16 protein-coding genes are annotated in these 20,124 nt (G+C 71.7%); 7 read left to right on the forward strand and 9 right to left on the reverse strand.

Annotation, left to right across the window (positions count from 1 at the left end):
• Positions 1-151: 151 nt before the first annotated feature.
• A complete protein-coding gene (locus tag PKE79_RS11580) occupies positions 152-1,591 on the reverse strand; it encodes an NAD(P)H-quinone dehydrogenase (RefSeq protein ID WP_271173848.1) in 1,440 nt (479 codons plus the stop codon).
• Between the two features lie 69 nt (positions 1,592-1,660).
• On the opposite strand from PKE79_RS11580, the gene PKE79_RS11585 reads away from it, so the two are divergent.
• Positions 1,661-2,491 carry a purine-nucleoside phosphorylase gene (locus tag PKE79_RS11585; RefSeq protein ID WP_271173849.1) on the forward strand — a complete coding sequence of 277 codons (831 nt, stop codon included), beginning with the start codon at positions 1,661-1,663 and terminating at the stop codon, positions 2,489-2,491.
• Positions 2,491-4,146 (forward strand): phospho-sugar mutase, encoded by a 1,656-nt coding sequence (locus tag PKE79_RS11590; protein WP_271173850.1) that lies wholly within the window; start codon positions 2,491-2,493, stop codon positions 4,144-4,146. The genes PKE79_RS11585 and PKE79_RS11590 overlap by 1 nt, the downstream gene beginning before the upstream one ends.
• 83 nt (positions 4,147-4,229) lie before the next feature.
• Here the strand turns inward: PKE79_RS11590 and PKE79_RS11595 are convergent, their stop codons facing one another.
• Positions 4,230-6,152 carry a BglG family transcription antiterminator gene (locus PKE79_RS11595; RefSeq protein ID WP_271173851.1) on the reverse strand — a complete coding sequence of 641 codons (1,923 nt, stop codon included), beginning with the start codon at positions 6,150-6,152 and terminating at the stop codon, positions 4,230-4,232.
• A 162-nt stretch (positions 6,153-6,314) separates the two neighbouring features.
• Here PKE79_RS11595 and PKE79_RS11600 point away from each other — a divergent pair, with 162 nt between their 5' ends.
• From PKE79_RS11600 to PKE79_RS11620, 5 genes are read left to right on the forward strand one after another with little or no spacing between them, the layout of a single operon-like run.
• Positions 6,315-6,638 (forward strand): PTS sugar transporter subunit IIB, encoded by a 324-nt coding sequence (locus PKE79_RS11600; protein ID WP_271173852.1) that lies wholly within the window; start codon positions 6,315-6,317, stop codon positions 6,636-6,638.
• Positions 6,639-6,654: 16 nt separating this feature from the next.
• A complete protein-coding gene (locus PKE79_RS11605; protein ID WP_271173853.1) occupies positions 6,655-6,930 on the forward strand; it encodes an HPr family phosphocarrier protein in 276 nt (91 codons plus the stop codon).
• Complete coding sequence (gene ptsP / locus PKE79_RS11610; protein WP_271173854.1) at positions 6,930-8,585, forward strand: phosphoenolpyruvate--protein phosphotransferase; 1,656 nt, start codon at positions 6,930-6,932, stop codon at positions 8,583-8,585. The genes PKE79_RS11605 and ptsP overlap by 1 nt, the downstream gene beginning before the upstream one ends.
• A gap of 29 nt (positions 8,586-8,614) precedes the next feature.
• Positions 8,615-10,684: a PTS mannitol transporter subunit IICBA gene (locus tag PKE79_RS11615; protein ID WP_271173855.1), complete on the forward strand. Its 2,070-nt coding sequence runs from the start codon at positions 8,615-8,617 to the stop codon at positions 10,682-10,684.
• The gene (locus PKE79_RS11620) at positions 10,684-11,829 is read left to right on the forward strand and encodes a mannitol-1-phosphate 5-dehydrogenase (protein ID WP_271173856.1); all 1,146 of its coding nucleotides are present in this window, start codon (positions 10,684-10,686) and stop codon (positions 11,827-11,829) included. The genes PKE79_RS11615 and PKE79_RS11620 overlap by 1 nt, the downstream gene beginning before the upstream one ends.
• Before the next feature lie 87 nt (positions 11,830-11,916).
• Here PKE79_RS11620 and PKE79_RS11625 read toward each other — a convergent pair whose 3' ends face one another.
• The 7 genes from PKE79_RS11625 to PKE79_RS11655 all read right to left on the reverse strand — a co-directional run bounded on the left by PKE79_RS11625 (position 11,917) and on the right by PKE79_RS11655 (position 20,043).
• Positions 11,917-13,032 (reverse strand): adenosine deaminase, encoded by a 1,116-nt coding sequence (locus tag PKE79_RS11625; protein ID WP_271173857.1) that lies wholly within the window; start codon positions 13,030-13,032, stop codon positions 11,917-11,919.
• Positions 13,033-13,099: 67 nt separating this feature from the next.
• Entirely contained in the window at positions 13,100-14,389 is a 1,290-nt protein-coding gene (locus tag PKE79_RS11630) for a thymidine phosphorylase (RefSeq protein ID WP_271173858.1), read from the reverse strand.
• Positions 14,386-14,781 carry a cytidine deaminase gene (locus tag PKE79_RS11635; RefSeq protein ID WP_271173859.1) on the reverse strand — a complete coding sequence of 132 codons (396 nt, stop codon included), beginning with the start codon at positions 14,779-14,781 and terminating at the stop codon, positions 14,386-14,388. Before PKE79_RS11635 ends, PKE79_RS11630 begins: the two co-directional genes overlap by 4 nt.
• 5 nt (positions 14,782-14,786) lie before the next feature.
• Entirely contained in the window at positions 14,787-16,064 is a 1,278-nt protein-coding gene (locus PKE79_RS11640) for an ABC transporter permease (protein ID WP_271173860.1), read from the reverse strand.
• Positions 16,061-17,332 carry an ABC transporter permease gene (locus tag PKE79_RS11645; protein WP_271173861.1) on the reverse strand — a complete coding sequence of 424 codons (1,272 nt, stop codon included), beginning with the start codon at positions 17,330-17,332 and terminating at the stop codon, positions 16,061-16,063. Before PKE79_RS11645 ends, PKE79_RS11640 begins: the two co-directional genes overlap by 4 nt.
• Positions 17,329-18,837, reverse strand: coding sequence for an ABC transporter ATP-binding protein (locus PKE79_RS11650; protein WP_271173862.1), 1,509 nt, complete (start codon positions 18,835-18,837; stop codon positions 17,329-17,331). The genes PKE79_RS11645 and PKE79_RS11650 overlap by 4 nt, the downstream gene beginning before the upstream one ends.
• Positions 18,838-18,939: 102 nt before the next feature.
• The gene (locus tag PKE79_RS11655) at positions 18,940-20,043 is read right to left on the reverse strand and encodes a BMP family lipoprotein (protein WP_271173863.1); all 1,104 of its coding nucleotides are present in this window, start codon (positions 20,041-20,043) and stop codon (positions 18,940-18,942) included.
• Positions 20,044-20,124: the final 81 nt, after the last annotated feature.

The following is a 20,124-nucleotide window of genomic DNA, read 5'->3' on the forward strand; positions in this document are numbered from 1 at the left end:
CCGAAACCCACGACGAGTGAGACATGCACGAGGGCGGCATGCGGGAGGGCGGCATGCGAAGAGCCGCGTGCACGAGGGCGGCATGCGAAGAGCCGGCCCGGGACGATCCCGTGGCCGGCTCTTCCGCGCGCCGCGCCGGCGCCTGAGGTTGCTAGCTCCGGCGGTCGACGTGGTGCAGGGCGCGCGCGGCGTCGGTGATCGAGCCGGCGAGCGACGGGTACGCCGCGAACACCCGCGCGATCTGGTCCACCGTGAGACGGCGCTCGACCGCGATCGAGATCGGGTAGATGAGCTCCGACGCGCGGGGCGCGACGATGACGCCCCCGACGATCGTGCCGGATCCCTCGCGCGCGTAGAGCTTCACGAAGCCGTCCTTGACGCCCATCATCTTCGCGCGCGCATTCGAGGCGAGCGGCAGCTTGTGCACCTCCGCGCTGACCTCGCCCTCGTCGACGGCGGGCTGCGTCCAGCCGACGGTCGCGATCTCGGGGCTCGTGAAGATGTTGGAGGCGATCTTGTGCGTGTCGAAGGGGATGGCCACATCGCCCATCGCGTGGAAGACGGCGGTGCGGCCGAGCATCGACGCGACCGACGCGAGCGGCATCATCGTCGTGCAGTCGCCCACCGCGTACACGTTGGGCACCGACGTGCGCCCCACCTTGTTGATGCGGATGTGCCCCGACTCCGTGCGCTGGACGCCCGCGTCCTCGAGGCCGATGCCGGCGGTGTTCGGGATCGAGCCGACCGCCATGAGGCAGTGCGAGCCCTCGACGACGCGGCCGTCGGAGAGGGTGACGGTGACGCCGTCTCCCGTGTTCTCGACCTTGTCGGCGCGCGACTTCGCGAGCAGCGTCATGCCGCCGCGCGTGAAGACCTTCTCGAGGACCTTCGCGGCGTCCTGGTCCTCGCCGGGGAGCACCTGGTCGCGGCTCGAGACGAGCGTGACCTTCGCGCCGAGGTTCATGTACGCCGACGCGAACTCGGCGCCCGTGACGCCGGAGCCGACGACGATGAGGTGCTCGGGCACGGCCTCGAGGTCGTACAGCTGCTTCCACGTGAGGATGCGCTTGCCGTCGGGCTTGGCCGAGGGCAGCTCGCGCGGCGACGCGCCCACCGACACGATGATCGTGTCGGCCTCGACGCGGTCGAAGTCGGTGCCCTTCGGGCCCGTCGAGACGACGATCGCCTCATCGCCCTCGAGACGCCCGTGGCCGGAGATGATCTTGACGCCGGCCTCGATGAGCTGCGCGCGCATGTCCTCCGACTGCTGCCCCGCGAGCGCGAGGAGGCGCTTGTTGATCGCGAGGAGGTTGATGGCGACCTCGGGTTTGAGCGGCTTGCCGTCCTCGCCGCGCGCGTAGAACTGCACGCCGAGCTCCCCCGCGTCGGCGATCGACTGGGCCGCGTCGGCCGTCGCGATGAGCGTCTTCGACGGGACGACGTCGGTCAGCACCGCCGACCCGCCGACGCCCGTGTGCTCGACGAGGGTCACGTCGGCGCCGAGCTGAGCGCCCGCCAGGGCCGCCTCGTAGCCGCCGGGGCCGCCTCCCAGAATCGCGATGCGCTGCGTCCGCTCGAAATCAAAGACCATGCCTCCATTCTCCCCCTTCCTGCGAGATCGGCACGACCCCGGCCGGAGACCGGTCGTTATGCTCATGCCATGACTCTGGAAGGCGCACATCCGCTCGATCCGCCCGCCGACCCGTTCGAGGTCGCCCAGGCCGCCGCGGCCGACATCGCGCGGCTCACGGGGGTCGAGCGACACGACGTCGCGGTGACCCTCGGCAGCGGCTGGGGCAAGGCCGCCGAGCTCATCGGCGAGACCGTCGCGACCATCCCGGCGACGGAGGTCACGGGCTTCTCGCGCCCCGCGCTCGAGGGGCATGTCGGAACCCTCCGCAGCGTCCGCACGCCCGCAGGCCGGCACGTGCTCGTGATCGGCGCGCGCACGCACTACTACGAAGGGCACGGCGTCCGCCGGGTCGTGCACAGCGTCCGCACCGCCGCGGCGACGGGTGCGAAGGTCATGGTGCTCACCAATGGCGCGGGCGGCATCAAGGAGACCTGGAGCGCGGGCCAGCCCGTGCTCATCAGCGACCACATCAACCTCACGGCCGACTCGCCGCTCGAGGGCGCGACGTTCATCGACCTCACCGACCTGTACGCGACGCGCCTGCGCGACATCGCGCTCTCGGTCGACCCGACGCTCGACAGCGGCGTCTACTGCCAGTTCCGCGGCCCTCACTACGAGACGCCCGCCGAGGTGCAGATGGCGAAGGCGATCGGCGGCGACATCGTCGGCATGTCGACCGCCCTCGAGGCCATCGCCGCGCGCCAGGCCGGCATGGAGATCCTCGGGTTCTCCCTCATCACCAACCTCGCCGCGGGGATCTCGCCCGATCCGCTCAGCCACGAGGAGGTCATCGAGGCGGGGCGGATGGCCGAGGGCCGGATCTCGGCTCTGCTCGCCGAGGTCGTGGGGAAGCTCTGATGGACGTCCTGTCGCACGCGCGCGACTGGCTCGCGCAGGACCCGGACCCGGTCACCCGCGAGGAGCTGTCCGGGCTCATCGCGCGCGCGGAGGGCGGTGATGCCGCGGCCTCGGCAGACCTCGCCTCCCGCTTCGCGGGGCGCCTCACGTTCGGCACGGCCGGCCTGCGCGGAGAGCTCGGGGCGGGCCCCATGCGGATGAACCGCGTGCTCGTGGCGCAGGCGGCCGCCGGCTTCGCGGCATACCTGTCCGAGCGCGCAACGGACGGCGCGCGGCCCCGCGTCGTCATCGGGTACGACGGGCGCCGCAACTCCGACGTGTTCGCGCGCGACTCCGCGGAGATCTTCGCGGGGGCCGGGCTGACCGCCATCCTCCTCCCCCGCCTTCTGCCGACGCCCGTCCTCGCGTTCGCGGTGCGCCACCTCGGCGCCGATGCGGGCGTCATGGTCACCGCGAGCCACAACCCGCCCGACGACAACGGGTACAAGGTCTATCTCGGCGGGGCCGATGAGGGCGCGCAGATCGTCTCGCCCGCCGACCGAGAGATCGCCGCGCACATCCAGCGCGTCGCCGACGAGGTCCGCGTTCCCGACCTGCCGCGCTCCGACGCGTACGAGCTCGCCGCCGAGGAGGTCGTCGAGGCCTACGTCGCCGCGACCGCCGCGGTCGCGCCGGCCCCCGCATCGGCCGCCGGGATGCGCTGGGCCTATACGGCGATGCACGGCGTCGGGTGGGAGACGCTCGAGCGCATCCTCGCGCGCGCCGGGTATCCGGCCCCGGCCGTCGTCGCGGAGCAGATCGCGCCCGACGCGGCCTTCCCGACCGTCGCGTTCCCGAACCCCGAGGAGCCGGGCGCGATGGACCTCGCCTTCGCGACGGCAGCCGCGCACGACGCCGAGTTCGTCCTCGCGAACGACCCCGACGCCGATCGGCTCGCGGTCGGCGTGCCGGGCCCCGACGGATGGCGGCGGCTGACCGGCAACGAGATCGGGATGCTGCTGGGTGCACGGGCCGCACGCTCCGCCGAGGGCACGCCGGGGGCGTCGCTCGCCTGCTCGCTCGTGTCGTCGCCGGGGCTCGGAGCGATCGCCGAGCGGCACGGACTGGACTTCCACACGACCCTGACCGGATTCAAGTGGATCTCGCGTGCCCCGGGCATCGTGTTCGGCTTCGAGGAGGCCCTGGGCTACCTCGTGAACCCCGAGACCGTGCGCGACAAGGACGGCATCTCGGCGGCCGTCGCCGTCCTCGGCCTCGCGGCAGAGGCGCGCGGCCGCGGGACGACGATCTCCGGGATGCTCGACGAGCTGGCCGCGGAGATCGGCCACTTCGCGAGCGGCCAGGTCTCGATCCGCGTCGACGACATCTCGATCATCGGCCGGATCATGGATGCGCTCCGCCAGTCGCCGCCCAGCGCGTTCGGCGGGCGCGCCGTGACGCGCGCGGAGGACCTCCTGCTCCCCGCAGACGGCGGCCCGTCGGGCGACATCCTGCGCTACACGCTCGACGACGGCTCGCGCGTCATCGTGCGCCCGAGCGGGACGGAGCCGAAGCTCAAGGCGTACCTCGACGTGCGCGGCGACTCCCCCGAGGACGCCGCTGCCCGCCTGTCCGCGCTCGACGCAGCGGTGCGGGAGGCGCTCGACCGGGGCTGAGTCGACCGGCGGCGGCTCACTGCGTTTCGTCTCGCTGCGCTCGCTCAACGTCCGGGCGCTGAGCGCCCGGAGCTCGCAGAGTATTACCGGCCGATGATCGCGACGAGCTCGTCCAGGAAGCCGGTGAAGTCGGTGCCGCGGCGGATGATCCGCTGCACGTTCTCACGCTCGCCGAACACCTCGACGAACTGCTCGAACACCGTCTGGAACGCCTCGCGGTCGCTCTCGCTGAACGCGGCGAGGGCGACCACCTGCACGCGCCCGTCTCCCCATGCGACCGACGGGTCGGCGATCCCGATCGCGATGGCCGTGCGCGATGCCGTCATCCGCAGCGCATGCGGAACCGCGAGGGCGTCGGTGAACGCGGTCGACGACATCCGCTCGCGCTCGATCGCGCCCTCGACGTAGGCGTCGTCGATCACCCCGCGCTCGACGAGCAGCGCGCCGAGGGCGCGGATGATCCCCTCCTCGCCGAGGGCGTCGTCGAGGCCTCGGACGAAGGCGCCGGCGTCGAAGTAGCGCTCGAGCTCGGCGCGCAGCCGCGACAGACGGCGGCCCCGGCGGATCCGGGCGGCGGCCTGCATGACGCGCTCGACGTCGCCGTCGGTGAGGAACGGGCGGATGCGGACCGTGCTCTCGGACGGCGTGGGCGGCTCGATCGTCGTCAGCACGAGGTCGGTGTCGATCGCCTTCCAGTCGGGGTCGACGCGCGTGACGACCTCGGTGACCTCGACCGCCTGCCCGAGGGAGCGGGTGATGCTCGAGCGGAGGAGCTCGTGCAGCTCGTAGTAGCCCGGGCACACGATCGTCGCGGTGAGGCGGGTCTCGGCGCGCCGCTCGCGCTCGAGCTCGCCGCCGACGTGCATCGCGATGTACGCGATCTCGTCGTCGCGGATCGACATGCCGAGCCGTTCGGACAGCTCCCCCGCGATCGAGACGGCGACCTCGAAGATCATCGGGTACGTCGTCTTGAGCGATCGGGTGAGCGGGTTGCGCGACCACGCCTGCTCGCGGGCGCGGTGCGCGAGGTTCTGCACGTGCAGCGCGAGCCGCTCGACGAACTCGTCGCGGCCGAGCGCGACGAGGTACTCGTTCGACACCCGGGCGACCGCCGCGCGGACGGCGGCGTCCACGACCGGGTCGACGCCCGCGGTGCCCACGGCGCCGGCTCCGGGCACGACGACGCGCGTGAGGAGGAGCGAGGCGAGGTGCATGCGGTCGCCGCGCCCGAGGGTCACCCCGAGGGCCGCCTCCGCGAGGCGCCCGACCACCTCGGCCAGGCGCTCCTGCTCGGCGGGCGGCGTGCCGTGCACCGTCTCGAGCGCGCGGCCCTGGCTCGCGCGATCGACGGCGATCGACACGTGCAGGGTGACGTCGGCGACGGCGAACTCGTTCACGAAGTAGCCGAGGTCGCCGAGCTCGGCCGCGAGGGCGGACTTGAACCGCCCGAACGCCTCGGCGGGAACCGAGGTCGATCCCGCGACCCGGCGGAGCGCCTCCACGTCGAACGCGCCATCCTCCATCTCGTCGTGCGCGAGCGACGACAGCAGGCGGCGGCGCGCGAGCTCGGTGCCGACGAGCGCGATGCGCGGCCCGCTGCGGTCGAGGGAGAGCTCGCCGCCTTCGCGGACGAGAGCGCGCACGCGCGCGAGGTCGGACTCGAGCGTCGCCTCGCTCACGTGGAACGCGTCGGCGGTCTCGTACACGTCGAGGCCGTCGTCCGCATCGATGAGCGCATGGATGAGCCGGTGCAGGCGGTCGCGCGGCGCGCTCTGCGGGGGCTGGTCGCGCTCGCGCAGGAGCGCGGCGCCCGTGGGGTGCGCGCGATACCCCGCGGGGCCCGAGGCGATGACCGGATGGTCGGGCACGCGCGCGTTCACGGCGGTCACGTACGAGCGCACGCTGCGCGGCGTGACGCCGAGGAGGTCGGCGAGCGCCGCGGCCGTCATCCATCCGCCGTCCCTGAGGAGGATCGCGACGAGACGATCCTGACGCTGTCTCGACACGCGCACCTCCTCCTCCGACAGTCAATCACGTCGCGCTGGGCGCGGGCGCACGCCCCGGGCGCGCTGCGGCGTGTGGGGCCGCCCGCGCTTTCCGCCCGGGCGGAAGAAAGAGTGGTTGTCCTGCCGAGCGCGCCTCGGGAGGATGAGGATCAGGAGGCGTCGATGAGGATCCTGGTTGTGTGCGGTGCAGGGGCATCGAGCACGTTCGTCGCGCATCGCGTGAACCGCGCTGCGCGCGCCGCCGGGCTCTCCTGGTCGGCCTTCGCGGGCACGCAGGTGTCGCTGCCGGTCGATCTCGACGCGGCGGACATCGTGCTCGTGGGGCCGCACCTCACGACATCGCTCGACGCGATCCGCGGGGCGGCGTCGCCGCGCGGGGTCGCCGTCGTGCCGCTGCCGGACGACGTCTTCACCGACACCGACGGCACGCGCGTGCTCGCGCTCGTGCGGGCCGCCGCCGCCCCGGATGCGCCCGCATCCGAATGAACCGCAAGGAGCACCCATGTCCGCTGTCACACGCACCGTGAAGATCGCATCGTCGCACGGACTGCACGCGCGCCCCGCCAAGCTGTTCGCCGAGGCCGCCAAGAACTCGGGGCTCGCCGTCACGATCGCGAAGGGCGACGGCAAGCCCGTCAACGCCGCGAGCATCCTCGGTGTCATCTCGCTCGGGGCCAACACGGGCGACGAGGTCACCCTCACGGTCGAGGGCGACGGCGCCGAGGCCGTGCTCGACCAGCTCACGGCTCAGCTCGAGACCGACACGGACGCCGAGTGATGCTCGAGCTCCGCGGCGTCGGGATCGGCCAGGGCGTCGCGCAGGGGCCGATCGCCCGCATGGCATCGCGCCTCGAGCCGCCGCGCGACGAGAAGAGCGCGAAGAGCCCCGACGAGGAGAAGGCCGCGGTCGCCGCGGCGGTCGCGGCCGTCGCCGCGGAGCTCAACGCCCGCGGCGAGCGCGCCGGCGGCGCGGCCCGCGACGTGCTCGAGGCCCAGGCCATGATGGCCGAGGACCCGACCCTCGAGGAGGGCGTCCACGCGCGCATCGACGCGGGCAGCACGGGCGAGTGGGCCGTGCACGCGGCCTTCGCGGAGTTCGCCGAGACCCTCCAGGCGATGGGCGGCTACCTCGGCGAGCGCGCCGCCGACCTCGCCGACGTCGCGCAGCGCGTCATCGCGCACCTGCGCGGTGTCTCCGCTCCCGGCGTGCCCGACCCCGGCCATCCGTTCGTCCTCGTCGCGCCCGACCTCGCCCCGGCCGACACGGCCCTGCTCGACCTCGAGAAGGTCCTCGCGGTCGTGACCACGGAGGGCGGCCCGACGTCGCACACGGCGATCCTCGCGGGCGACAAGGGCATCGTGGCGATCGTCGGGACCGGCGAGAGCGATGCGCTCGTCGACGGCGCCGTCGCGATCGTCGACGCGGCGGCCGGCGTCGTCACGATCGACCCGACCGACGAGCAGCGCGCGGCGGCGGCCGAGCGCGCGGAGGCGCGGCCCGCCGCGGCGAGCGCGCCGATCACCCCCGGTGCGCTCGCGGACGGCACGGCCGTGCCGCTGCTCGCGAACCTCGGCAACCCGGATGGCGCGGCCGAGGCCGTCGCGCTGGGCGCCGAGGGCGTGGGGCTCTTCCGCACCGAGTTCCTGTTCCTCAGCTCCGACGAGGCGCCCAGCGTCGAATCGCAGACGGCGTCGTACACGAAGCTGCTCGAGGCCTTCCCCGGCAGGAAGGTCGTGGTGCGCGCGCTCGACGCGGGTGCGGACAAGCCGCTGAAGTTCCTCACCGACGAGGGCGAGGAGAACCCCGCGCTCGGCCGACGCGGTCTGCGCGCGCTGCGCCACCACGAGGAGGTCCTCCGCGACCAGCTCACGGCGCTCGCGAACGCCGACGCGGCGACCGACGCCGATCTCTGGGTCATGGCGCCCATGGTGGCCACGGTCGAGGAGGCCGAGTACTTCACGCGCATCGCGCGCGAGCACGGCATCAAGACGGCCGGCGTCATGGTCGAGGTGCCGTCGGTCGCGCTCCTCGCGGACGCGGTGTACGAGGTCACCGACTTCGGCTCGGTGGGCACGAACGACCTCGTGCAGTACACGATGGCGGCCGACCGCATGCTCGGCACGGTGTCGTCGTACCAGGACCCGTGGCACCCCGCCGTGCTGCGCCTCATCGCCGAGATCGGCCGGGCCGGCGCGAAGCACGGCAAGCCGGTCGGCATCTGCGGTCAGGCCGCGGCCGACCCGCTCCTCGCGGTCGTCCTCGTCGGCCTGGGCGCCACGACGCTGTCGATGTCCCCGCCCGCACTCGTCGACGTGCGCGCCGAGCTCCTGAAGCACACCCTCGAGGACGCGCAGCGCATCGCGCAGGCCGCGCTCTCGGCGAGCAGCGCGGAGGCGGCGCGCGACGCCGCCCGAGCCGCCGTCTCCTCCTGAGATCCCCCACAGCAGAAAGCCCGATACCCATGAGTGACACCCGCACCGCGGCGAAGACGCCCGGATCGCTTCGCGTCGGAGTGCAGAAGGTCGGCACCTTCCTCTCCGGCATGATCATGCCCAACATCCCCGCGCTCATCGCATGGGGCCTCTTCACCGCGTTCTTCATCGAGGTCGGGTGGACGCCCAACGAGGCGCTCAACTCGATCGTCGGGCCGATGATCCACTACCTCCTGCCGATCCTCATCGCCGCGCAGGGCGGTCGGATGATCTACGACACGCGCGGTGCGGTCGTCGCGTCGATCGCGACCTTCGGCGCGATCGCCGGCTCGGACTGGCTCATCGGCCTGCAGAACGCGGACCTCCCCGCGGGCGAGAGCCCCATCCCGACGATCCACATGTTCATCGGCGCGATGATCATGGGCCCGCTCGCCGCGTGGATCATGAAGAAGCTCGACGCGCTCTGGGAGGGCCGCGTCAAGGCCGGCTTCGAGATGCTCGTCAACATGTTCTCGGCCGGCATCTTCGGCTTCGTCGCGGCGATCTTCGCGTTCTACGTGCTCGCGCCGGTCGTGAACTTCCTCATGAACATCCTCGGCGGGGCCGTGGGATGGCTCGTCGACAACAACCTGCTGCCGCTCACGAGCATCCTCATCGAGCCGGCCAAGGTGTTCTTCCTCAACAACGCGATCAACCACGGCGTGCTCACGCCGCTCGGCCTCGCGCAGGCGACGGAGGACGGCAAGTCGATCCTCTTCCTCCTCGAGGCGAACCCGGGCGTGGGCCTCGGCCTGCTCCTCGCCTTCACCTTCTTCGGCGTCGGCGCGGCTCGCGCCTCCGCTCCCGGTGCAGCGATCATCCACTTCTTCGGCGGCATCCACGAGGTGTACTTCCCGTACGTGCTCATGAAGCCGGCCCTCATCCTCGCGGTGATCGGCGGCGGCATGACGGGTGTGGCGACCAACGTGCTCTTCCGCTCGGGCCTCGTGGCCCCCGCGGCGCCGGGCTCGATCATCGCCGTCCTCATCCAGACCGCGCGCGACAGCTACCTCGGGGTCATCCTCGCGGTCGTGCTGTCGGCGGCCGTCACGTTCCTCATCGCCGCGGTCATCCTGCGCGCAAGCCGCAAGCGCGACCTCGCCGCCGAAGCGGCGGGCGCAGACGGATTCGCCGACGCCGTCGCGCGCACAGAGGCGAACAAGGGCCGGAAGTCCAGCGTGCTGGGCGGCCTCGCCGGCGGCACGGCCGTCGCGACCCGGCCGATCGAGAAGGTCATCTTCGCGTGCGACGCCGGCATGGGGTCGTCGGCGATGGGAGCGAGCGTCCTGCGCAACAAGATCAAGCAGGCGGGCATCGAGGGCGTCACGGTCACGAACAAGGCCATCGCGTCGCTCGACGGCACGGCGGACCTCGTGATCACGCAGGCGCAGCTGACCGACCGCGCCCGCCAGCGGGAGCAGAGCGCTGTGCACGTCTCCGTGGACAACTTCATGAACTCGCCGCGCTACGACGAGGTCGTGGAGCTCCTGCGCGAGCAGGCATCGGGCGGGGCGGCCCCCGCGGAGGCCGACGCGCCCGCCGTGCCCACGACGCGTCGCGAGGCGCGTGCCGTGCCCACGACGACCGGCCCGATCGGCAGCGGCACATCGCGCCCCGCCGACGACGCGGTCCTCACGCGCGGCAGCGTCCGCATCCACGCCGGCTCCGCGACGCGGGAGGAGGCGCTCCAGGAGGCCGCCGATATCCTCGCGAGCGCAGGTGCCGTCACCGGCGCGTACTTCGACGCGATGCTGGCCCGAGAGCAGACCGTGTCGACCTTCATGGGCAACGAGCTGGCCATCCCGCACGGCACGAACGAGGCGAAGGACGCCATTCTCGGGTCGGCGCTCTCGGTTGTCCGCTACGACGGCGGGGTCGACTGGGACGGCGACGCGGTGACGTTCGTCGTCGGCATCGCCGGCAAGGGCGACGAGCACCTGAAGATCCTGTCGAACGTCGCCGAGCTGTTCAGCGACGAGTCGCAGATCGCGCGCCTCAAGGCCGCCGCGACCCCCGAGGAGCTCTTCGAGCTCTTCCAGAGCGTCAACCAGGAGGACTGATGAAGGCCGTCCACTTCGGAGCAGGGAACATCGGCCGCGGCTTCGTCGGCCTGCTGCTGCACGAGGGAGGGTACGAGGTCGTCTTCTCCGACGTCGCCGCTCCCCTCGTCGACGCGCTGGCTGCCGCCGACGCGTACACGGTCCACGAGGTCGGCGCGGGCGGCGTCGACCGGGAGGTCACGGGGTTCCGCGCGGTGAACAGCGCAGAGGACCCGCAGGCGGTGGCCGACGAGGTCGCGACGGCCAACGTCGTCACGACCGCCGTCGGGCCGACGATCCTGAGGTTCATCGCTCCGCACATCCTCGCCGGGATCGCGCTGCGCGACCCCGACGCTCCCCCGCTGCAGGTCATGGCGTGCGAGAACGCGATCGGAGCGACCGACCAGCTCCGCGCGGAGATCGTCGAGCTCGCCGGCGGCACGTGGGACGCCCTCGAGGGTCGCGTCGTGTTCGCGAACACGGCCGTCGACCGGATCGTCCCCGGCCAGCCGGCCGACGGCGGCATCGACGTCACGGTCGAGCCGTTCTTCGAGTGGGCGATCGAGCGCGGCCCGTTCGACGGCGACCTGCCGAGCATCCCCGGGGCGCACTTCGTCGACGACCTCGCGCCGTACATCGAGCGGAAGCTCTTCACGGTGAACACCGGGCACGCGGCGACCGCGTACCACGGCGCCCGCGCAGGCTTCGAGCGGATCGCCGAGGCGCTGGCCGACCCGGCCGTCGCGGCCTCGGTCGAGGCGGCTCTCGAGGAGACGTCGGCGCTGCTCGCCGCGAAGCACGGGTTCCCCGCCGACGAGCTCGCGACCTACCGCGCGACGATCCTCGAGCGGTTCCGCAATCCGGCGCTGCCCGACACCGTCAAGCGCGTGGGACGACAGCCGCTGCGCAAGCTGTCGCGCCACGAGCGCTTCGTGGGCCCCGCCGCCGAGGCTGCCGAGCGCGGCCTGTCGACGAGCGCCCTCGTCGCGGCGATCTCGGCGGCCCTCGCGTTCTCCGACGAGGGCGACGAGCAGGCCGCGCAGCTGCAGGCGCTCCTCGGCGAGCTCGACGCCGACGCGTTTACGCAGCAGGTCACGGGTCTCGAACCCGCCCATCCGCTGTTCCCGGCCATCCGCTCGGCCGTCGCGGAGCACCAGGCCGCATAGGCCCCGCCCTGCGCAGCATGTCTCACTCGCCGCGGGATATCCGTCGGCTATCCCGCGGCGAGTGAGACATGCCCCAGGGGGCGGCGCCTACCGCGCGAAGCCCTCGGAGATGAGGTCGATGAGCTCCTCGCGCTGCTCGACCGGCAGGAACGACGCGGCCGCGGCGTTGAGCTGGAACTGCTCGATGTCGTCGAGGTCGTAGCCGAAGGCCGCCTGCAGGATGGCCAGCTCGCGCGTGAGGGACGTGCGGCTCATGAGGCGGTTGTCGGTGTTGACCGTCACGCAGAAGCCGAGCTGGTAGAGCAGGTCGAACGGATGGTCCTCGATCTGGCTCCCCCAGTGGGCCACGGCGCCGGTCTGCAGGTTCGACGAGGGCGACAGCTCCAGCGGGATCTCCCGATCCCGCACCCAGCGCGCCAGGTCGCCGAACTGCACGAGCACCTCCTCGCCCTCGCGCGAGACGACCTCGAGGTCCCGGGCGATCGCGACGCCGTGCCCCAGGCGCAGCGCGCGCCCGTCGAGGAGGGCCGACCGGATCGACGCGACACCAGCGGCCTCGCCCGCGTGCACGGTGACCGGGAAGAACTCGCCGGCGAGGTAGTCGAACGCCGCACGGTGCTGCGAGGGCGGGAAGCCGTCCTCAGGACCGGCGATGTCGAACGCCACGACCCCGTCCTGGCGGAACGCGACAGCGAGCTCGGCGACCTCCTGCACGCGGTCGCCCTGGCGCATCGCGGAGAGGATCTGGCCCACGCGGATGCTCCGCCCGCTGTCCTCGACGATGTCCTCGCCCTGCTCGATGCCGTCCTGCACGGCCTCGACGGCCTCCTCGAGCGTGAGCCCGCCGTCGAGGTGCTGCTCGGGCGCCCAGCGCACCTCGCCGTACACGACGCCGTCGGCCGCGAGGTCCTCGACGAACTCGCGCGCGACGCGCGTGAGCGCCTCGCGTGTCTGCATGACGCCCACGGTGATCTCGAAGGTCTTCAGGTACTCGACGAGCGAGCCGGAGTCCGCACGCTCGGCGAACCACTCCTGGAGCGACGCGGCGTCCGACGCCGGCAGCGCGACATCCGTCCCCTCCGCGAGCTCGAGGATGGTCTCCGGCCGCAGGCCGCCGTCGAGGTGGTCGTGCAGCGAGACCTTGGGCAGGCTGCGCAGCGCGACGCCCTGCACGCGGGGCTCAGCGGTCTTGTCCTTCGCCATGTCGGCCTCCAGGGTCGTGCGGTGCGGACGGATGCGGGATGGCCGCGGTCCGGATGTCGTCGGTCGGTCAGGCGGTGATGCGCTCGCGCACGAGAGGCGCGGTCTCGGGAGCAGTATCCCCGATCTCGTACGCGCCGTCGAGAGCGTCCAGCGCCCTGTCGAAGCGCGCGCCGTCATCCGCCGAGAGCGTGAAGAGCGCCTGGCCCTCGGCGACCGCGTCGCCAGGCTTCACGAGCAGGTCGATGCCGGCCGCGTGGACGACCGCGTCCTCGGCCCGGGCGCGCCCTGCTCCGAGCCGCCACGCGGCGATCCCGAAGTCGTAGGCGTCCATCCGGGTGACGACGCCCGAGCGGCTCGCCGTCACGGTGTGCGTCTCGCGTGCGACGGGCAGGGGCGCATCGGGGTCGCCGTCCTGCGCGCGGATCATGCGGCGCCAGGTGTCCATCGCGCGGCCGTCCGCGAGCGCCGCCTCGACGTCGGCGTCGGGCTGTCCGGCGAGCGCGAGCATCTCGCGGGCGAGCGCGACGGTGAGCTCGACGACGTCGGCGGGGCCGCCGCCCGCGAGCACCTCGACCGACTCGCGCACCTCGTTCGCATTGCCGATCGCAAGCCCGAGCGGGGTGTTCATGTCGGTGAGGAGCGCCGTGGTCTTCACGCCGGAGTCCGTGCCGAGCGCGACCATCGTCTCGGCGAGCTCGCGTGCGCGCGCGGGGTCCTTCATGAAGGCGCCCGTGCCGAACTTCACGTCGAGCACGAGCGAGTCGGTGCCCTCCGCGATCTTCTTCGACATGATGCTCGACGCGATGAGCGGGATGGCCTCGACCGTGCCGGTGACATCGCGCAGCGCGTAGAGCTTCTTGTCGGCGGGGGCGAGACCGGTGCCCGCGGCGCAGATCACGGCGCCGACGTCGGCGAGCTGGGCGAGCATCTCCTCGTTCGAGAGGGCGGCGCGCCAGCCGGGAATCGACTCGAGCTTGTCGAGCGTGCCGCCCGTGTGGCCGAGCCCCCGCCCGGAGAGCTGCGGCACGGCGATGCCGAAGGCCGCCACGAGCGGGGCGAGGGGCAGCGTGATCTTGTCGCCCACGCCGCCCGTGGAGTGCTTGTCGGCAGTCGGCTTGTCGAGCGACGCGAACGACATCCGCTCCCCCGACGCGATCATCGCGTCCGTCATGACGCGGATCTCGTCCCGCTCCATGCCGTTCAGCAGCACGGCCATCGTGAACGCCGACATCTGCGCGTCGGAGACGTACCCGCGCGTGTAGGCGTCGACCATCCAGCGCAGCGCGTCCTCGGGGACCGCGCCGCCGTCGCGCTTGGCGCGGATGACGTCGACGGCGTCGAACGGCTCGGGGCTCATCGCTCCTCCAGGTCTCGGGGTCCGAACGCGTCGGGCAGCACCTCTTCGATGCTGCGGATGCCCGACACGGTCTCGAGCAGCATGCCCGGCAGGGCGTGCTCGAACAGCAGCTGCCGGCAGCGTCCGCACGGCATGAGGGTGCGGCCCTCGCGATCCACGCACACGAACGCGACGAGCTGCCCGCCGCCGGTCATGGCGAGATTCGAGATGAGGCCGCACTCGGCGCACAGCCCGACGCCGTACGACGCGTTCTCGGTGTTGCACCCCGCGACGATCCGGCCATCCGTCACGAGGGCGGCCGCCCCCACGGGGAACTTCGAGTAGGGCACGTACGCCCGGGTCATGGCGTCGGTCGCGACGGCACGCAGCTCGTCCCAGTCGATGTCTGTCATCTCTCCTAGCCCTTGATGTACGGCTTGCCGGCGGCGGCGGGGCCGCGCGACTGCCCCACGAACCCGGCGACCGCGAGGATCGTCACGACGTAGGGGAGCATGAGCATGAACTGGCTCGGGATGGGCGTGCCCAGCACCGAGAGCAGGTTCTGCAGGTTGGTGGCGAATCCGAACAGCAGGGCCGCGAGCGTCGCGCGGATCGGGTCCCAGCGTCCGAAGATGACCGCGGCGAGTGCGATGAAGCCGAGGCCGCCCGTCATCTCCTCGTTGAACTGCGGGACGGAGACGAGCGTGAAGTACGCGCCGCCCGCACCGGCGATCGCGCCGGCGAGGTTCACGTTCCAGAAGCGCATCGGGTTGACCCTGATGCCCACGGTGTCCGCCGCCTGCGGGTGCTCGCCGACGGCGCGGACGCGGAGTCCCCACCGCGTGCGGTACAGACCCCAGGCGACCGCGGCGACGGCGAAGTACATGAAGTACACGAGGAACGACTGGTTGAAGAGCACCGGCCCCAGCAGCGGGATCTCGACGAGGCCCGGGATGGGCAGGCGGTCGAACGTCGCAGGGCGGTTGAGCTCGAGCTCGTTCGGCACGAGCAGGATGCCGAAGAGGAAGCCCGTGAGGCCGGTCACGAGCACGTTCAGCACGACGCCGACGATGACCTGCTCGACGAGGTACTTGATCGCGAAGACGGCGAGCACGAGCGAGACGAGCACGCCGCCGATCATGGCGCCGAGGAGCCCGACGAACGGATTGCCCGTGATGCTCGACAGGAGCGCAGCGCTGAACGCCCCGAACAGGAGCTGGCCCTCGATCGCGACGTTGACGACGCCGACGCGCTCGCCGATCACGCCGCCGAGCGCGCCGAAGACGATCGGCACCGAGATCGACAGCGCACCGGAGAGCAGGCTGATGACCGGCACGAGCCCGTCGGCGCCGGCCCAGGTGAGGAAGCCGAAGAGGGCGAGGATGCCGTAGGCGATCGAGAGCCACAGCGGGCTGCGTCGATACGCCAGCGTGTCGGCCACCGCCCAGGCCGTGAGCGCCACGAGGAGCGCGAGCGTCCCCCATACGAACGGAGCCGTCGGGATGCTCACCTCGCCCAGCGGGATGAGGGCGTCTGCGCCGCTCAGCCGGAACGTCGTCCAGCCCTCTCGCGCGGCGAGGATGAAGAGGGCCGCGAGCAGAACGGTGAGCACGCCGAGCGTGATCGCGAGCTTCGGGCGCCGGACGCGGACGACCGTGGGCGCCTCGACGGAAGCGGGAGCTGTCGTGTTCGTCATCGTGCGACCGCCTTCCGCGCCGCCTTGGCTCGTGCCCTGGCGCTCTTCTCGGATTCGTCCTTCGGCAGGAAGAACATCGTGCGGATGAGGGGCGGCGCGGCGACGAAGAGGACGACGAGCGCCTGCACGACGAGCACGATGTCGACCGGGATCCCCTCCGACGCCTGCATCGTGTAGCTGCCGGCCTTCAGCGCGCCGAAGAGCAGACCGGCGACGAACGTGCCCCATGCGCGGCTGCGGCCGAGGAGCGCGACCGTGATGGCATCGAAGCCGAAGCCGGCGTCGATGTGGCTGTCGAAGCCGCTCGTGACGGCGCCCTGGATCTGGTTCATGGCCGCGAGACCCGCGAGCCCTCCCGCGAAGAGCATCGCGTACACGTAGATCCGCTGCACCGAGATGCCCGCTGCGCGCGCGGCGTGCGGGTTCTCGCCCACCGCGCGCATGCGGAGCCCGAGGCTCGAGCGCTCGATGAGCCACCACACGAACACCGTCGCGGCGATGACGAGCAGGAACCCGACGTCGAGGTTCGGGTACGCGGGACCGAAGAGATCGGGGAAGAGCGCACCCGAGGGCGTGGCCGCCGAGATCGGCTGGTTCGACCCCGGCTTCTGCAGCACGCCGGCGGTGCTGACCATCCAGTCCACGAGGTAGACGGCGATGTAGTTCAGCATGATCGTGAGGATGACCTCGTGCGCGCCCGTGCGCGCCTTCAGGATGCCCGCGATCCCGGCCCAGATCGCGCCGCCGACGAGGCCCGCGATGAGGGTGAGCGGCAGCTGGAGTGCGAGGGGAAGGTCGAGCCGGAAGGTCATGAGCGCCGAGAAGGCGGCGCCGAAGAGGATCTGGCCCTGCGCGCCGATGTTGAACATCCCGACCCGGAAGGCCAGCGCGACGCCGAGACCGGCCGCGATGAGCGGAGCCGCATTGCCGAGCGTGTTCGTGAGCGGGCGGATGGCCGTGAGGAAGTCGTCCGCGCGGGAGTTGTAGATCGCGCCGCGGAAGAGGGCCTCGTATCCGCCGTAGACGGCGTCCCAGATGGCGCGGAAGGTGTCGGCGGGCCGGGCGAAGAAGTAGCCGGACGCCGTCCGGACGTCCTCGTTCGTGAGCGCGATGAGGATGCCGCCCACCACCATGGCGACGAGGAGGGCGAGGATCGACGTGACGACGCTGCCGCGGAGGATGTCGCGCAGCACGGCGTTGCCGCGGGGCACCTCGGGGGTCGCCGTGTGGGGCTGCGGCGCCTGCGGGGCCGGGGTGGTCTCGCTCATGCCGCTGCCTCCTGCGCACCGGCCATCATGAGGCCGAGCACGTCGCGTGGGGTGTCGCTCGGCACGATGCCGACGATCCTGCCTCGGTACATCACCGCGATCCGGTCGGCGAGCGCGACGACCTCGTCGAGCTCGGTCGACACGACGATGACGGCCACCCCGGCGTCGCGCGCGGCGACGATCCGGCTGTGGATGAACTCGATCGAGCCGACGTCGACGCCGCGCGTGGGCTGGGCTGCGAGCAGCACCTTGAGGTCACGGCTCATCTCGCGCGCCACGACGACCTTCTGCTGGTTTCCGCCCGACAGCGTGCCCGCCGGAGTCAGCGGACCCTGCGCGCGGATGTCGAACTCCTCGATGCGCTCGCGGGCGAAGTCGTCGAGCGCCCCCCGCCGCAGCGTGCCCGCCGTGACGAATTCGGGTGCGTCAGAGCGGTCGAGCACGAGGTTCTCCGCGATCGACATGCCGCCCACGAGGCCGTCGATCTTCCGGTCCTCGGGAACGAATCCGACGCCCGCGTCGAGGATGCGGCGCACGGAGGCTCCGACGAGCTCCTGACCGTCGAGCGCGATGGAGCCGGTCACCCGGGTCTCGAGGCCCATGATCGCCTCGGTCAGCTCGGTCTGTCCGTTGCCCTGCACGCCCGCGATCGCGAGGATCTCCCCCGGCTGCACCGTGAAGCTCACGTCGTCGACGAGCACGACGCCCTCGGGCGTGAGCACGCGCAGCCCCTCGACGACGAGACCTCCCGGCCGCGGTCGAGCGGGCTCCTTGTGCACCGTCAGCTCGACAGCGCGGCCGACCATGAGCGAGGCGAGCTCGGCGTTGGTCGACGTGGGCGACGCCTCCCCCACGACCTTGCCGCGCCGGATGACCGTGATCCGGTCGGCGACCTCGCGCACCTCGCGCAGCTTGTGCGTGATGAACACGATGCCGACGCCCTCGTCGCGCAGCTGCCGCATCATCGCCATGAGCTCGTCGGTCTCCTGCGGCGTGAGCACGGCAGTGGGCTCGTCGAACACGAGCACGCGCGCGTCGCGCGCGAGCGCCTTGATGATCTCGACCCGCTGCTGGACGCCCACGGGCAGGTCCTCGACGATCGCATCAGGGTCGACGTGGAATCCGAAGCGGTCCGCGACCCCACGGACCTCCGCGCGCGCGGCGTCGAGGTCGAGGGCGCCGCTGCGGCGCACCTTCTCGTGCCCCAGCGCGACGTTCTCCGCGACGGTGAACACCGGGATGAGCATGAAGTGCTGATGCACCATGCCGATGCCCGCCGCCATCGCGTCGCCGGGCCCGCGGAACCGCTGCGGCACGTCGTCGAGGAGGATCTCCCCCTCGTCGGCCTGGTAGAGGCCGTACAGGACGTTCATGAGCGTCGACTTGCCGGCGCCGTTCTCTCCGAGGAGGGCGTGGATCTCGCCCGGCTCGACGGTCAGGTCGATGTGGTCGTTGGCGACGAGGCTGCCGAATCGCTTCGTGATTCCGCGGAGCTCGAGCTTCATGTGGGCACCCTACCGTGCGCGGATGGTCGTGGACAGAAGTGGGTTGAGCGCGCGTCGGGGCGGCCGGTACGGGCCCGGCCGCCCCGATGCGAGCGATGCGCCTTACGGCGAGTTGGGCGACTCGACGACGATGTCGCCGGCGATGATCTGCTCCTGCAGAGCTGCCAGCTCGTCGGTGAGGCCCTCGGGGAGCTGCGACTCGAAGTCGTGGAAGCTCGACAGGGTCACGCCCTCGTTCTCGAGCGTGCCGACGTAGGGCTCGACGTCGAACTCGCCGGTCGCCGCGGTCGTCGTGGCGTCGAACACGGCCTGGTCGATCGCCTTCTGGATCGACACGTAGACGAGGTCGGCGAGGTCCGGCTCCTTGACCGCGAGGTCGCTGTCGACGCCGATCATGAGGACGTCGTCACCGCTGTCCTGGATGGCCGCCGCCGCGCTCGTGTAGATCGGGCCGCCGACCGGGAGGATGACGTCCACGCCCTGGTCGAGGATGCCCTGCGCGGTCTGGCGCGCGACATCGTTCGCCTCGAACCCGCCCGTGAACGAACCCGTCTGCGACTCCACGTCCCAGCCGACGACCTCGACGTTCGCGCCCTTGTCCTCGTTGTACTTCTCGACGCCGAGCTGGTAGCCGTCCATGAAGACCGCGACCGAGGGGATCTGCGCGCCGCCGAAGGTGCCGACCTTGTTCACGCCCGACTGCGCCGACCAGGCTGCGGCGGCGTAGCCGCCGAGGTACGCGGCCTGCGCCGTGTCGAACACGAGCGGCTTGATGTTCGGCGCGTCCGTCTCGCCGTCGAAGTCGTTGTCGGCCCAATCGTCGATGATCGCGTAGTCGACGTCGGGGTTCGCCAGCGCCGACTCGACCGTCGCCGCCGAGAGGTTGAACCCGACCGAGATGATGAGCGAGCAGCCCTCCGAGACGAGCGTCTCGAGGTTCGGCGCGTAGTCGTTCGCGTTCGTGGACTCCATCTCGGTGCCCTCGATGCCGAGCTCCTCGATCGCGCGGTCCATGCCCTCCTTGGCGGACTGGTTGAACGAGCGGTCGTTCCAGCCGCCCTCATCGGAGATGAGGCAGGGGTGGAAGTCGCTGTCGACCTCGGTTCCGCCCGTGGTCTCCTCCGGCGCCGACCCGCATCCGGCGAGCAGCACCGCCGAAGCGGTGAGCGCGAGACCGCTGAGCGCAGCCTTCTTGGTGGTCTTCACACTGTCCTCCAGAGTGTGCGGGCCCCGAACCGACCCGGGGCCAATATGCTCACGCTAGTTCGCTCACACCGTGCGAAACGA

It is taken from the genome of Microbacterium barkeri, assembly GCF_027921765.1.
GTDB lineage: Bacteria > Actinomycetota > Actinomycetes > Actinomycetales > Microbacteriaceae > Microbacterium > Microbacterium barkeri.

What these genes read in the sequence shown, in the direction of transcription:
- PKE79_RS11580 (WP_271173848.1), bottom strand. Translation starts at nt 1,591, where the DNA reads ATGGTCTTTGATTTCGAGCGGACGCAGCGCATCGCGATTCTGGGAGGC.
- PKE79_RS11585 (WP_271173849.1), top strand. Translation starts at nt 1,661, where the DNA reads ATGACTCTGGAAGGCGCACATCCGCTCGATCCGCCCGCCGACCCGTTC.
- PKE79_RS11590 (WP_271173850.1), top strand. Translation starts at nt 2,491, where the DNA reads ATGGACGTCCTGTCGCACGCGCGCGACTGGCTCGCGCAGGACCCGGAC.
- PKE79_RS11600 (WP_271173852.1), top strand. Translation starts at nt 6,315, where the DNA reads ATGAGGATCCTGGTTGTGTGCGGTGCAGGGGCATCGAGCACGTTCGTC.
- PKE79_RS11605 (WP_271173853.1), top strand. Translation starts at nt 6,655, where the DNA reads ATGTCCGCTGTCACACGCACCGTGAAGATCGCATCGTCGCACGGACTG.
- ptsP (WP_271173854.1), top strand. Translation starts at nt 6,930, where the DNA reads ATGCTCGAGCTCCGCGGCGTCGGGATCGGCCAGGGCGTCGCGCAGGGG.
- PKE79_RS11615 (WP_271173855.1), top strand. Translation starts at nt 8,615, where the DNA reads ATGAGTGACACCCGCACCGCGGCGAAGACGCCCGGATCGCTTCGCGTC.
- PKE79_RS11620 (WP_271173856.1), top strand. Translation starts at nt 10,684, where the DNA reads ATGAAGGCCGTCCACTTCGGAGCAGGGAACATCGGCCGCGGCTTCGTC.
- PKE79_RS11625 (WP_271173857.1), bottom strand. Translation starts at nt 13,032, where the DNA reads ATGGCGAAGGACAAGACCGCTGAGCCCCGCGTGCAGGGCGTCGCGCTG.
- PKE79_RS11630 (WP_271173858.1), bottom strand. Translation starts at nt 14,389, where the DNA reads ATGAGCCCCGAGCCGTTCGACGCCGTCGACGTCATCCGCGCCAAGCGC.
- PKE79_RS11635 (WP_271173859.1), bottom strand. Translation starts at nt 14,781, where the DNA reads ATGACAGACATCGACTGGGACGAGCTGCGTGCCGTCGCGACCGACGCC.
- PKE79_RS11640 (WP_271173860.1), bottom strand. Translation starts at nt 16,064, where the DNA reads ATGACGAACACGACAGCTCCCGCTTCCGTCGAGGCGCCCACGGTCGTC.
- PKE79_RS11645 (WP_271173861.1), bottom strand. Translation starts at nt 17,332, where the DNA reads ATGAGCGAGACCACCCCGGCCCCGCAGGCGCCGCAGCCCCACACGGCG.
- PKE79_RS11650 (WP_271173862.1), bottom strand. Translation starts at nt 18,837, where the DNA reads ATGAAGCTCGAGCTCCGCGGAATCACGAAGCGATTCGGCAGCCTCGTC.